Annotated in this window: 13 protein-coding genes; 2 read left to right on the forward strand and 11 right to left on the reverse strand. The window is 71.1% G+C overall.

What is annotated here, in order from left to right; all coding sequences use genetic code 11:
- The 3 genes from FUT87_RS20140 to FUT87_RS20150 form a co-directional block, all read right to left on the reverse strand.
- On the reverse strand, window positions 1-268 hold a 268-nt coding region (locus FUT87_RS20140; protein ID WP_310735268.1), incomplete at its 3' end, for an RNA polymerase sigma factor.
- Window positions 265-1,536 (reverse strand): esterase-like activity of phytase family protein, encoded by a 1,272-nt coding sequence (locus tag FUT87_RS20145; RefSeq protein WP_147242177.1) that lies wholly within the window; start codon window positions 1,534-1,536, stop codon window positions 265-267. The genes FUT87_RS20140 and FUT87_RS20145, both read right to left, overlap by 4 nt.
- Window positions 1,533-3,839, reverse strand: coding sequence for a TonB-dependent receptor (locus tag FUT87_RS20150; RefSeq protein WP_147242178.1), 2,307 nt, complete (start codon window positions 3,837-3,839; stop codon window positions 1,533-1,535). The genes FUT87_RS20145 and FUT87_RS20150 overlap by 4 nt, the downstream gene beginning before the upstream one ends.
- A gap of 238 nt (window positions 3,840-4,077) precedes the next feature.
- Between FUT87_RS20150 and FUT87_RS20155 the strand changes: the two genes are divergently transcribed.
- Together FUT87_RS20155 and FUT87_RS20160 are read left to right on the forward strand one after the other, a co-directional pair.
- Entirely contained in the window at window positions 4,078-7,398 is a 3,321-nt protein-coding gene (locus FUT87_RS20155) for a TonB-dependent receptor domain-containing protein (RefSeq protein ID WP_186830650.1), read from the forward strand.
- Between the two features lie 61 nt (window positions 7,399-7,459).
- Window positions 7,460-8,005 carry a cysteine hydrolase family protein gene (locus FUT87_RS20160; RefSeq protein ID WP_147242180.1) on the forward strand — a complete coding sequence of 182 codons (546 nt, stop codon included), beginning with the start codon at window positions 7,460-7,462 and terminating at the stop codon, window positions 8,003-8,005.
- 56 nt (window positions 8,006-8,061) lie between these two features.
- Here the strand turns inward: FUT87_RS20160 and FUT87_RS20165 are convergent, their stop codons facing one another.
- The 8 genes from FUT87_RS20165 to FUT87_RS20195 all read right to left on the reverse strand — a co-directional run.
- Window positions 8,062-8,832: a Crp/Fnr family transcriptional regulator gene (locus FUT87_RS20165; protein ID WP_091720109.1), complete on the reverse strand. Its 771-nt coding sequence runs from the start codon at window positions 8,830-8,832 to the stop codon at window positions 8,062-8,064.
- Window positions 8,833-8,994: 162 nt separating this feature from the next.
- On the reverse strand, window positions 8,995-9,723 hold the full coding sequence (locus FUT87_RS20170) for a flagellar basal body L-ring protein FlgH (protein WP_255511939.1): 729 nt from the start codon (window positions 9,721-9,723) through the stop codon (window positions 8,995-8,997).
- 11 nt (window positions 9,724-9,734) lie between these two features.
- Window positions 9,735-10,295, reverse strand: a complete 561-nt coding sequence (locus tag FUT87_RS20175; RefSeq protein WP_091720107.1) for a hypothetical protein — start codon at window positions 10,293-10,295, stop codon at window positions 9,735-9,737.
- A gap of 11 nt (window positions 10,296-10,306) precedes the next feature.
- On the reverse strand, window positions 10,307-10,654 hold the full coding sequence (locus tag FUT87_RS29095) for a hypothetical protein (protein ID WP_186830651.1): 348 nt from the start codon (window positions 10,652-10,654) through the stop codon (window positions 10,307-10,309).
- A gap of 16 nt (window positions 10,655-10,670) precedes the next feature.
- On the reverse strand, window positions 10,671-10,985 hold the full coding sequence (locus tag FUT87_RS20185; RefSeq protein WP_147242181.1) for a hypothetical protein: 315 nt from the start codon (window positions 10,983-10,985) through the stop codon (window positions 10,671-10,673).
- A 258-nt stretch (window positions 10,986-11,243) separates the two neighbouring features.
- Window positions 11,244-11,465, reverse strand: a complete 222-nt coding sequence (locus FUT87_RS20190; RefSeq protein WP_141225181.1) for a hypothetical protein — start codon at window positions 11,463-11,465, stop codon at window positions 11,244-11,246.
- Window positions 11,466-11,676: 211 nt separating this feature from the next.
- Window positions 11,677-11,817 (reverse strand): hypothetical protein, encoded by a 141-nt coding sequence (locus FUT87_RS29100; protein ID WP_183484476.1) that lies wholly within the window; start codon window positions 11,815-11,817, stop codon window positions 11,677-11,679.
- Between the two features lie 55 nt (window positions 11,818-11,872).
- The coding region (locus FUT87_RS20195) for a cation diffusion facilitator family transporter (protein WP_147242182.1) at window positions 11,873-12,395 on the reverse strand (523 nt) is incomplete at its 5' end.

Below are 12,395 nucleotides of genomic sequence, written 5' to 3' on the forward strand. Positions count from 1 at the left end.
GCGCCTTGAGCATGCAGCGATACGCGATGCCATGGGCCCAGGTCGTCACCCGCGAGTCGCCGCGGAAGTTGGCGGCGCTTTTCCAGACCACCCACAGCGCGTCGTTGACCGCCTCTTCCACCACATGCGGGCGCGAGCAGCAGCGCTGGATGAAGCGCGTCAGGCGCGGCTGGAAGTGGCGGTACAGCTGCTCGAACGCCGCGCGGTCCCCGGCGCCGGCCGCCTGCAGCCAGGCCCCGAGCAGGCCTTCCATGTCCTCGTCCCTCATGGCGCCACCTCGAAGGCCAGGACCTGCGTCACCTGTTGCGGCGAGAAGTTGTCGTCGGCCACCATCACCAGCGTGCGACTGCCGTCGGGCCGCACCGGTCCCCAGGCCATGCCTTCGAGGTCGTCGATCGGTCCCCGCGCGCCGGCGGCCTGCAGGTCGAGGATCAGCCGCTTGCGCATCGGCACGAGCGCCGCGTCGCGCAGCGAGGCCACGGCCGAGACGTCGGTGGCGCCGTCGACGCGGGCCTCGTACAGCCGCACGCGGAACTTGAAGACTCGCTCGGCGACTTCCCGGCCCGAGCGCTCCAGCACCAGCAGCGTGCCGGCCGGCGTGACCAGCACATCGCTGACGCCGTTGTCGGACCGGCGCTGACCGCCCGTCGGCGCCTCGGGGACCGGCTCGACCGGATAGGCGTACTGCCCCAGCACCCGGCCCTGCCGGTCCAGGTGGGTGAAGCGGGTCAACGCGCCCGCCTCGCGTGTCGGCGGCTCGCCGTCCTCGATCAACGGCGCCTCCATGCTGGCCCACACGGAGCCATCCTCGGCCAGCGCCAGGCCTTCCAGGCTGAGGTTGTCCCGGGCCCCGCGCGGCTCGTCGGGATGCACGCGCAGGCGCTCGGGCAGCGGCAGCTCGCCGGCGAAGCGGCCGTCCCGCTCCGACCAGCGGATGAAGGGCTGCAGGCCGCGCGGGCGGTCGCCCTCGCTGGACCAGAGCAGGCGCCCGGTCCGCGGGTCCAGCCGCAAGGCCTCGGGATCGGGGCTGTCGGGCGGCGGCTCGCCGGGCCGCGTCGGCGCGCGGACATTCGGATAGGGCTGGCCGTCCCGCTGCAACAACGGGGTGAGGCCGGTCACGCGCAGCTCCTCCAGGCCCTGCGCGTTCCAGCGGATCCTGGCGGTGTAGAAGCGCGCGGGGGCGTGCTCCGACCGGTCGTCGCTGAGCAGGTACCAGGTGTCCTCGACGGGGTCGTAGTCGAGGCCGGAGATGCCGCCGAGATGGCGCAGCAGCGGATCGGTCGCCACGCGCGGAATGACGGTCTCGCCGATGAGCCGCAGGCGCATGGGCGGCTGCGCCCAGGCCACCGTCCCCGGCGCACCTGCCGACGCTTCTGCCGCCGCACCCGTCGCCGCGTCCACCGCAACGCGTGCCGCCGCACGCGCGTCCACCGTCGAGGTCACCGGCGCGCAGCCGCCCAGCAGGAGCGCGACCGCGGTCACGGCCCCGACGAGGATCGCCGCGCCGCCGGGGCGGGTCACCGGGGAGCGCTTCACAGCTCCATCCTCACCCACAGCACCACCGTGCGCGGCGCGCCGATGAAGTAGCGCCCGATGCTGGAGGGGCTCGTCATCAGCTCGGGCGCGACGCCGGAGAGGTAGTGCTTGTTGGTGATGTTCTCCAGGTTCAGGCCGAGGGTCAGGTGATCCCACTGGTACGACCCACTCGCGCCGAGCAGCGTGTACGCCGGCATGCGCTCGTCGACGCCGCTGTTCGCCACCCGCGGATTCGCGTAGTAGCCGGCCTGGCTGGACACGTGACGGAGATTGACCCCGAGCCGCCAGGCATCGCCCGGCCGCCAGGTCGCTTCCAGGAACAGGTTGCGCGGCGCGATGCCGACCAGGTCCGCGCCGTCGCGGATGAAGCCCTTGGCCGGATAACCCTGCGCATCGACGTCGCCCAGCGCGTAGCGCGCCTTCTGGTAGGTGAAGGCGCCATACAGGCGCCAGGCCGCGCCCACGCGGGCATTGGCGCTGAGTTCGATGCCATCGATGCGGCGGCCCTGGTCCACGTTCTCCGACTGCAGCGTGCCGGCGATGTCCGCGGCGACCGTCTCCTTCGAGCGGATCGAAAAACCCTGCACGCTCAGCGCGTAGCCGTCGCCCTTGTGGCGCAGGCCCAGGTCGAAGGCCTTGGCGGTGTCCATGTCCTGCGGCCGCAGCGCCGCCGCCATCGTGGTGGCCGCGCCGCCCTCGAGCGTCGCGTCGGTCATCGTGGCCGCGTTCTTGGCGTAACCCGCGAACAGCTCGGTGTTCGCGCCCAGCGGCACCAGCGCGCCCAGCTTGGGCAGCACGCCGGAGTTCACCCGCGCCTGGTTGACGAAATCCAGCTTGCCGGTGCGCGAGTCCTGGATCGGCGCGCGGTAGTCGACCCGGTTGTCGAGGTAGGTGACGCCGTAGTCCAGCTTGAGCCCGCCTTCCAGCAGGCTGCTGCGGTTGGCCAGGTAGACCATGGTGGAGCGGTTCTTCCAGTGCTTGTCCTCGCTGATCGCGACCGGCGTGTCGGCAAGGGCCGGCCCGGCGGCCTCGTCGAGGACCGGATACCAGCGCCGCACCTGACCGCGCTCGTAGCTCTCGTACCAGGCGCCGGCGCGCCAGTCGAGCAGGTCGCCATGCCGCGCGCCCACTTCCACCAAGGCGCCGTTGCGCGACAGGTCGTAGTCGTTGGCGCGGAAGTACAGGCTGCGGGCCGAGCCATCGAGCCCCGGATAGCCGCCGTTGCCCAGGCCCGTCTCCTTGCCGGTCCCGTCCTGCCCGTGGTGATAGGCCTTGGCCGAGACCTTCAAGCCGCCCAGCGTGGTGTTCAGGCTGAGGTAGCTCAGCCGGTCCTCGCGCGGGTTGCCCTTGAGGCCGCGGTAGTTGCGGTCGACGCCGGGCACGCCGGTCCAGTGGTCGGTGTAGCCGTCCTGCTTGGGATCGGTCTGGAACTGCCTGAGCGTGACGATGTTGCTGGCGCTCGTCTCTTTGCGCTCGTTGAAGCTGGAGTAGAGCTTCAGCGTGGTGTCCTGGCCCAGGCGCCAGGCCAGCTTCAGGTCGGCATGGTCGCGGGTGTCGTGGCCGGAGGGATCGTCGACGTAGGAGACCTGCCACTGCTGCCGAGACACGCTCAGGTAGGCGGTGAGTCCGGGCGCCAGTTCGCCGCTGTCCACGCGGGCATAGAGCCGGCCGAGCTCGGCGCTGCCCGCGGCGGCTTCCACGCGCAGGCCGAAGGCACGGCCGGGATCCTGGGTCAGGTAATCGATGTGGCCGGCCAGCGCCTGGTGGGACGGCGCGCCGACGATGCCGGCCGACTGCGACACATCGATCGCCGCCAGGTTGCTGCTGTCGAAGAAGCGCGTGGGCACCGAGCCGCCGCCCAGCGTCGTGCGGCCGTTGGGGATGCCGTCGATCGAGAAGCCGATGCTGTCCTTGCCGAAGCCGCGCATGCTGATCGTGCTCTCGAAGCCGTCGCCGCCGAAGGCGTTGGACGAGCCGACCTGGATGCCGGACACGCGCTCCAGCAGCTTGTCGGCCGAGACGCCGGTCGGGTAGTGCTCCAGGTCGGCCGCGGTGATCTTCACGTTGGCGCGCGACTGGCGCAGGCCGATGGACTCGCCGGTCACCGTCACCTGGCCCAGCGACTGCGAGCGGGCGGGCACCGGCGCGGGCGAAGGCGCGATCGAAGGCGCGGTATCGCCGGCGGCTTCGCTGGCGGGCCGGGCCGGCGCGGAGGCCTCTTGGGCCAGGACCGGGGCGTGGGCGGCGACGAGCAGGGCCGCCAGGGGCAGCGGTGCGAACGGAAGGCGGGCGAGAGAGCGCATGGTGGAGGAGCTTTCAGCGGAAGGACCGGGAACGGGGTGGAGGGGTACTGCGCGGATCGGGCCGGATGATCATCCACTGGTACGTACCACGTCAATCTGGTCACAGCATGTTTTCCGCAGAACTTCGGGTTTTCCTTCGGAAGCAACAGCTGTCACAGCCTCGTAAAACGGCCATGCGATGCGGACTGGGAGCAACCCTGTTGACCATCTGGTACGTACCATGAGAGCATTGCCGGACATGAGCAAACGACCCGCCGAGGCCTCCGCGCCCCCTCCCCGCTACCGCCAGGTCGCCGACGCGCTGCGCGCCGCCATCGACGACGGGCGCCTCGCCGACAACGAGGCCCTGCCCTCCGAGCGCGAGCTCACCGAGCAGCACCAGGTCAGCCGCGACACCATCCGCAAGGCGGTGCGGCTGCTGGAGGACCACGGACTGGTCTACAGCGACCACGGCCGCGGCACCTTCGTCGCGCCGGCGCTGGTGCGCCGCATGTCGCGCTACATCGACGGCTTCTCCGAGGACACGCGCCAGCGCGGCGGCCTGCCCAGCCAGCGCATCCTCAACCTCGAGTTCAGCCCGGCCACCATGGCCATCGCCCAGCTGCTGCAGCTCGAGTCCGGCCACCCGCTCACCCGCGTGCGGCGCGTGCGCCTGACCAACGGCGTGCCGGTCGGCCTGCACGACGCCTACTTCCCGCTGCCGCCGGGCGTGAAGCTCGAGCTGCAGGAGGTGGAACGTGCCCGCTCGCTGTACCAGCTGCTGATGGAACGCGCCGGCTTTGCGCCGGTGGAAGCGGTGGAGAACCTGTTCGCCGCCAGCGCCGACGCGGAGGAAGCGCGGCTGCTCGGCGTGCCGGAAGGCGCGCCGCTGCTGGTCTGCGAGCGCATCACGCTGTCCGTCGGCGAGAGCGCGGCGCTGGACCTGGGCGATGCGCCGGCGGCGCCCGGCGCGGCCGATGCGGTGCAGTTGGGCCGCGTCACCGTGCAAGGCAATGCGACACGCCAGGGCGTGAAGGATTCGCAGCTGGGGACCGTCGTCTCGCAGCGCATGATCGAGGCGCTGCCGCAAGGCACCCGCAACTTCCTCAGCGCCGCGGACCTCGCGCCGGGCGTGGCCTTCTCGACCGATGCGGGCGGCTTGAGCCGGGTGCAGTCGGGCGCGCAGGACTTCGACCACCTCAACGTCTTCATCGACGGCGTGGGCCAGAAGAACAACATCCTGCGCGGCGGCGTCAGCGGCCAGTCCGACACCCGCGGCAATCCGTTCCCGCAGTCGGCGATCTCCGAATACAAGGTGCTGACGCAGAACTACAAGGCCGAGTTCGACCAGGTCAGCAGCGCCGCGATCACCGCCGTGACGAAGTCCGGCACGAATGAATTCCACGGCGAGGTCTACGCCGATCGCACCGGCACCAACTGGCGCTCGATGAATGCGCTGGAGAAGGAACGCGAATCGCAAGGCGTGCCGCGCCCGTCGTCGCAGAAGTACGAGTACGGCGGCAGCATCGGCGGCCCGATCGTCAAGGACAAGCTGCATTTCTTCCTCGCCTACGACGGCAAGCGCATCGAGGACTCGCGCCAGATCGCCGGGCAGAACTTCGAGAAGCTGCCCGAGGCCGGCATCGTGCCCACGCTGCGCGCGCGCCGCGGCAGCCAGGTCGACCCGTTCCACGAGGACCTGCTCTTCGGCAAGCTCGACGCGCAGATCAACGACGAGCACAAGCTCACCTTGAGCGCGCGCCTTCGCCGCGAGACCGATCGCATCGCCGAGGACCGCAACCTCTCGCTGCCCGGCAACGACAAGGAGCGCCGCAATGACGAGACGCGGGTCGACCTGAAGCACGAGTGGTCGCGCGGCGACTGGCTCAGCGAGGCGCGCCTGGGCTACGAGGACTACCTCTGGAATCCCAGGTCGGCCGCGGACGCGGCGCTGGTGCGCTACAAGGTGTCGACCGCGTCGCCGCAGGTGCTGACGACCTCGCAGGACGTGATCCTGGATGGCGGATCGCCGGATGCGCAGCGGCGCCAGCAGCGCGGCGTCTTCGTGTCGGAGGAACTCACCTACACCGGCTTCGACGGGCACGTGATCAAGGGCGGCGTGAAGCTCAAGGCGATGCGCTACGACCTCAGCGGCACGGCGAATTCGGTCGACGCGGTCGACGTGCTGATCGACACCGCCACCGGCCTGCCCTATTGGGACGGCACCAACTGCACCGGCACCAACGTCTCCAACAACGGCAGCAGCAGCGACCAGTGCAACATCCGCCGCGCCACCGCGCCGGCGCAGGCCCGCTTCAACAACCGGCAGTGGGGCCTCTACCTGCAGGACGACTGGAGCGTGACGCGCCAGCTCGAGCTCAACCTCGGCGTCCGCTGGGACTACGAGGACAACATGCTGAACAACGCCTATGCGACGCCGGCCGACCGCGTCGCGGCGCTGCTGGCGGCGGACGTGCCGCGCTTCGGCATCGCGCCGCCGGCGGGGCAGAGCTACGCGCAGTCGCTGGCCAAGGGCGGCATCGACGTGTCGCGCTACCTCAGCAGCGGCAACTCCCGCAAGGCCTTCAAGCAGGCGATCGCGCCGCGGCTGGGTTTCTCCTACGACGTCTTCAACGACCGCAACACGGTGGTCTTCGGCGGCTACGGGCGCAGCTACGACCGCACGATGGCCAACCACGCGCTCGACGAGCTGCAGAAGAACCAGGCCCCGGGCGGCGAGATCTGGTTGATCCGCAACGACCTGAAGATGCCCTACGCGGACCAATTCAGCATCGGCGTGCGGCAGGCGCTGTCGCCGACCTGGAACGGCGAGATCGCGCTGAGCCGCATCGAGGCGAAGCACCAGTTCGTCTGGTTCAGCGGCAACCGCGACGCCAACGGCGGCTTCGCGCAGCAGTCGGCGCTCGATCCGCTGTGGGGCGGTCCCGATGGCTTCGGCCAACTGGTGCTGGGCGACTCGATCGGCCGCACGCGCACCGACTCGGTCTTCGTGAAGGTGGACCGGCCCTACAGCGCGGCCTCGGGCTGGACGGCGACGCTGGCCTACACCTACAGCGATGCCAGGACCACCAACCTGCAGTGGAGCAACGACACCTTCGACTGGACCTACGGACGCGCGGGGCGCGGCTGGAATCCCAGCACGCTGGTCGACAGGCATCGGCTGGTCGGCGCGTTCATGACCGACAAGCTGCTGCCCTGGGGCCTGAGCTTCTCGGCCAAGGGCACCTACGCGAGCGGCTTCCCGCGGCGGCTGACCAACTGCCTTGCCGGCACCGCGCAGTGCTTCCTGATGCGCGGCGATGCGCCGAGCTACCGTCAGGTCGACATCAGCCTCGGCAAGGCCTTCAAGTACGGCCTGCACCAGGTGGCGCTGCGGCTCGATGTGCTGAACGTCTTCGGCGCCGACAACTACGCCGGCTTCGACGACTGGGTTGGCATCGCCCCGCCCGCGGGCCAGCCGACGAACCGCCTGGGCGGCGACAACCTCAACCTCGACAAGCCCAATACCGCCCGCGGCGACAACCGCGCGCTGCGGGTGGTGCTGACCTACAAGTTCTGAGGCGGCGGGAGCGGCTGGAGCGGCGTATGCTCGCCGGCTTCTCCCCTGCCCGGCGACCGTCATGACCACTGCCCTGCTCATCATCGACCTGCAACGCGCGCTGTGCGTGGGCGAGTACGCCTGCCACGACGTGGACGCGGTGATCGGCCGCGTCAACGGCCTGATCGCGCAGGCGCGCGAGACCGGCACGCCGGTCGTCTTCGTGCAGCATGAGGAGGACGGCTGGGAACCGCTGCGCCATGGCAGCGAGGGTTGGCAGCTCGACGACCGGCTGCAGGCGCGGCCGCAGGATCCCCGGGTGCGCAAGACCTCGCCCGACTCATTCCACCGGACCGAGCTGGACGCAGTGTTGAAGGGCCTGGGCGTGACCCACCTGGTCGTGTGCGGCGCGCAGAGCGACTTCTGCGTCGACACCTCGACGCGCCGCGCGCTCAGCGCGGGCTACGACGTCACGCTGGTCGAGGACGGTCACACGACGATCGCCAACGGTGCGCTGACCGCGCCGCAGATCATCGAGCACCACACGCTGATCCTGCGAAACCTCAACAGCTTCGGTCCCGCGATGAGCGCGAAGCCGGCGGCGGAGATCCGCTTCGGCGCGGCCTGAGCCGACGGCTGCCGAGCGTCCCTCCCGCCGACCGCTCCCGCCGGCCTCCCGCCGCGCTACTTCAACGCCGTGCGCGCGCTGGCCAGGCGCGACAGCGTCATGTCGCACTGGTCGACGGTGCCGATGCAGTCCAGCCCGCGCGACTCCACTTCGCTCATCAGGCTGAGCCAGGCGTTCAGGCCCTCGAGCGTCACCTTCGTGCGCGAGGTCCGGCTCCAGCCGCGTTCGGCGAGCTGGCCCAGGTAGATCCAGGTCTGCCGGCGCGACAGGCCCGACAGCTGCCCGATGCAGGCCTGCGACACCGGCAGCGCCAGGCTGTTGCTGGCCGCGCCGCCGCGCTGCGAGCTGCTGAGCGCCGCCGCCAGCGTGGCCAGCACGCTGATCAGGCGCTGGAAGCCGTTGCCGGCCAGTCGCATCGTGATCTGGTCCTGCAGCCGCGACGCGGTCGCCGCGTACAGCTCGCCGGTGGCCGCGTCGCGTTGCGGGGCGTGGGTGTCCTTCATCCGCGGCAGCGGGATGTGGATGGTGGTGACGTCGACCAGCGCCGTCACGTCGTAGCGCGCCGCCAGCTGGCCCAGCGGCGAATCCGCCCCGATGACGTCGCCCAGCCACAGCGCCGCCACCGCCACGCGGGTGTCGGCCGCGACCTTGGCCGCGAGGAAGGCGGCACCGCCGCTGATCGCGATCCATTCGGCCAGCGGGCTGCCGGCCTCGATGATCTTCTGGCCGCGTCGATAGGTCCGCACCTGGCCGTCGGCCAGCCAGTCGTCGGGGTTGTCCGTCTCGCCGTTGTGCGGCACCTGCGTCGCCTTCGTGTTCATGCTCATGCTGGATGGGATCCACCGGGCCAGGCTCCGCCCTCCGCGCTGCATGCGGAAGGTCTGCGAAGGCCTGACGGCGAACCGTGGGTTATAGAAGCGGACCGTCCCCGCCGATCGGTCGATAAGGCCGGTGAGGTCGGCCCGGTTTGCCGGTTGACCGCGCGCCGGTCACCAGATGGACAGGCTCCGCGCCAGGACGCGCTGCAGCCAGCTGCGCGACGAGGCCTCGGACACATCCCCCTGCGCGACGCTCTCCAGGCTGGCGTTCACCACGTCGCGCGAAGCCACCACGTTGCCCGGGCGGATGTCGCGCGGATTGACGATGCCGGAGAAGCGCAGCGTGTTGACGCCCTTGTTCAGGCCCACGTTGCGCTCGCCCGCCACCAGCAGGTTGCCGTTGGGCAGCACGTTGATCACGCTCACCGCCACCTGCGTGACGAAGCTGTTGTCGGTCTCCGTCGTGCCCGAGCCCTTGAAGGCATCGCTGCCCGAGGCGGTCGCGTCGATGTTGAGCAGCCGCTCCACCGCGCCGACCTTGCTCTGGCCGCCCGGCCCGCGCACCGCGAGCCGGTTGTCGCGGCTGGTGTCGGTGGTCTGCTTCTGCGTGGCCTTGAGCGTCTCCTGGATGTCCACCTTCAGCGTGTCGCCGATCGCGCTGGGCCGCTTCTCGCCCGAGAACAGCGAGGTGGGCGACATGCCGGGCTGGTAGATCGCGCCGTTGCTGGGCCGCTCGATGTACATCGGCGCCTGCGGCGGCGCGACCAGCATCGGCCCGGGCACCGTGGGCGGCGCACCGGCGCAGCCGCCCAGCGCCGCGAGCGCGCCGGCGGCGACCGTCAGCGCGGCGGCGCGGCAGGCCGCGCGCGTGCGGTGGCGAGATTGCTTGCTCGAGATCACATCCCTCTCCCTCAGCTCTGGAAGCCGGTGACCAGCGCCTTCACGACCGGCGCGATCTTGTTGCGTGTCCCGGCCCATCGGGCCAGGCCGAAGTTCTCGTCCGCGACGTAGCTGCTGGTGGACAGCAGCGTGCCGTCCGACCGATGCAGGCTCAGCGACGCGGCGCTCAGGTTGGCGCGGTAGCCGCTGGCCATCGGCGGCACGCCCCATTCGATGGTGGCGACGTAGCGCAGCCAGACGCCGCATTGCTGCAGGCCGGTGCCGGGCTCGTAGACGCGGCTGTCGACGCCCTGCCCCTTGAGCTCCACCTGCAGCGCCGGGACCAGGTCCTCCAGCGGCGCGTTGCGGTTGAATTCGATGCACACCGCGCGCACCGGCGCATCGCCGTGATGCACGGTGTTGCTCGCCCGGGCCGGCGCGGCAGTCGCCAGCGCGGTCGAGGTGGCCGCGCTGGCGCCCTTCACCAGTTCCCAGGCGGGGACCGGGCTCAGCACGGCGCAGCCGCCGAGCGCCATCGCCGCGGCGTGGGCCATGACGACGGCGGCGAGCGGCCGGACGAAGGACGGGCGCATGGCGGCGGGCCTCACACCAGCTCGTCGAGCACGGCGCCGCCGCCCAGCGCGGCCATCACGCCGTAGGCGACCACGTTGCCCAGCACCTGGCCCACGGTGCCGGCGACATCGCCGACGGTGTCGGTCACCGTGTTGGCGGCGGTCTCGACCGCGTCCAGCGTGTGATCGGCCAGCGCCTGCAGGCCCTGGGCGCTGATGGTGGCGGTGACGCCGAGCACCGGACCCAGCGTCAGGCCCGGACCGCCGCGGGACGGGCCCGACGACGCGCCGGACGAGGTGGCGCGGCTGGCCTCGGCGGAGGGACCGTCGGACGAGGTGGCGAGGCTGGCCAGGCCGGACAGGAAGGGCACGCTGCTCAAGGCGGTCTCCCGGGGTTCAAGGCCGCGCGGCCAGCGCGGCCGTGTCCAGCGAGAAGGTGCTCAGCACCGGCGAGGCGGGCGTCGGCGAAGCGGCCGTTGACGAAGCGGGCGCCGCGGTGGTGGCTGCAGCGTTGGCCGCGCTCGCGACGGCCGACGCGAAAGGCGATGCGACGGGCGCGGTCGCGGCCGGACCGGGGGCGGCCGCCTTGGCCTCGTTCAGCGCCTTGGAGAAATCGGCTGCGCCCGACTTGGCGCCCTTGGCCGGTCCCGAAGGCGCCGGCGCGCCGGCCCGGACGGCCGGCGACGGAGAAGCGGAGGACTTGACGTGCATGGCGAAGCGCTCTCGTTCGTTGGGGTGAACGGATTCTTCGCCGCGGCCGTCGGGCGGCATGCGCGGATGAGCGCGAGGAACTCAGCGGTCGCCGCGAGCTCGGTGAACTGCGTCACCGAGGCCAGGAACTGGGCGGCGTCGACCCCGTTCCCTCCGCTCAAGTTCGCGCGGAAGCGGCGTCGTGCGGGCGATCAACGCCCTCGGCGCGCGAGGCGCGTGCGGGCGGCCATGAAGGGGGGAAGGGAACGCAGAGGGCGGTCAGGGGCGACGCTGGAGCTCGAGCGCCTCGGTCCACTCATCCCAGCTGGACTCGCTGACCTCCAGGCCTTCCAGCGCGGGCGTGTCCTCGATGGGCCAGCCGGACGGGCTGAACGGGATGCGCCGCTGCAGCAGCAGTTCGGTCTGGCGCAGGATGTGCTGCATGACCGAACCGAGGGGGTGACCGGCGTCGCCGGTCGGGGGCGCGAATCGTTGTCGCATGGTCCTCTCCTGTCGAACCCCCACTATCGGCGGGGGCCGGCGCAAGTGCCATCCCACCATAGGGTGGACATGGAGGGATGCGAGCGGGAGCAGGACGAAAGGCGGTGGGGGGGCGGTCGAGCGGTCACGGGGGAGGCGACACGCGCGACGACAGGCCGGCGCAGGATCAGATCGATCATTTCGAGGTGATCGATCTGAACATCCCGGTGGCTCAGATCACCTGTCGCAGCAGCGCATACAGCGCGATGCCGCCGGACACGACGGCGCAGGCGGTCTTCACCGAGCGATTGGCCACGAAGGCACCGATCAGGCTGCTGACCAGGATGGCGGCGAGGAGGTAGTTGATTTTCATGGGCCGCGATTGTGGCGGCGTGCCGGTGCCGGTCGACCCGGCGCCGCGGCGCGGATCAGACAGTCGCGCCCGCGGGCCGGTTGATCTCGACGGTCACGTGAACAAGTTCCTCATGCACCGACAGCAACCGGCGGACCTCATCGGGCCGTGCCTCGGGATGGTCGGTGACCAGCGACACGATGCAGGCGTACTGGGCCCGGCCCACGCGCCACACATGCAGGTCGGCGATCGCCGCCGGCCATGGGGCGGCGGCGATGACCTCGCGGACCTCGTCGACGACCGGCGCGTCCATCTCGGCGTCCAGCAGCACGCGGCCGGTGTCGCGCAGCAGCCCGCGCGCCCAGACCGCCACCAGCGCCGCGCCGGCGATGCCCATCGCCGGATCCAGCCAATCGGCCCCCCAGAACCGCCCGCCCAGCAGGGCCACGATGGCCAGCACCGAGGTCGCCGCGTCGGCCAGCACATGCAGATAGGCGGCGCGGAGGTTCAGGTCGTCATGACCGTGGGGCGCCGCGTGCGCGTGCTCGTGGGTCTCTCCATGCTCATGCCCGTGGCCGTGGCCGTGGCCGTGGCCGTGG

The sequence above is a fragment of the Mitsuaria sp. TWR114 genome, assembly GCF_007997345.1.

What these genes read in the sequence shown, in the direction of transcription:
- FUT87_RS20175 (WP_091720107.1), bottom strand. Translation starts at nt 10,295, where the DNA reads ATGCGCCCGTCCTTCGTCCGGCCGCTCGCCGCCGTCGTCATGGCCCAC.
- FUT87_RS20160 (WP_147242180.1), top strand. Translation starts at nt 7,460, where the DNA reads ATGACCACTGCCCTGCTCATCATCGACCTGCAACGCGCGCTGTGCGTG.
- FUT87_RS20150 (WP_147242178.1), bottom strand. Translation starts at nt 3,839, where the DNA reads ATGCGCTCTCTCGCCCGCCTTCCGTTCGCACCGCTGCCCCTGGCGGCC.
- FUT87_RS20185 (WP_147242181.1), bottom strand. Translation starts at nt 10,985, where the DNA reads ATGCACGTCAAGTCCTCCGCTTCTCCGTCGCCGGCCGTCCGGGCCGGC.
- FUT87_RS20190 (WP_141225181.1), bottom strand. Translation starts at nt 11,465, where the DNA reads ATGCGACAACGATTCGCGCCCCCGACCGGCGACGCCGGTCACCCCCTC.
- FUT87_RS20165 (WP_091720109.1), bottom strand. Translation starts at nt 8,832, where the DNA reads ATGAGCATGAACACGAAGGCGACGCAGGTGCCGCACAACGGCGAGACG.
- FUT87_RS20155 (WP_186830650.1), top strand. Translation starts at nt 4,078, where the DNA reads ATGAGCAAACGACCCGCCGAGGCCTCCGCGCCCCCTCCCCGCTACCGC.
- FUT87_RS29100 (WP_183484476.1), bottom strand. Translation starts at nt 11,817, where the DNA reads ATGAAAATCAACTACCTCCTCGCCGCCATCCTGGTCAGCAGCCTGATC.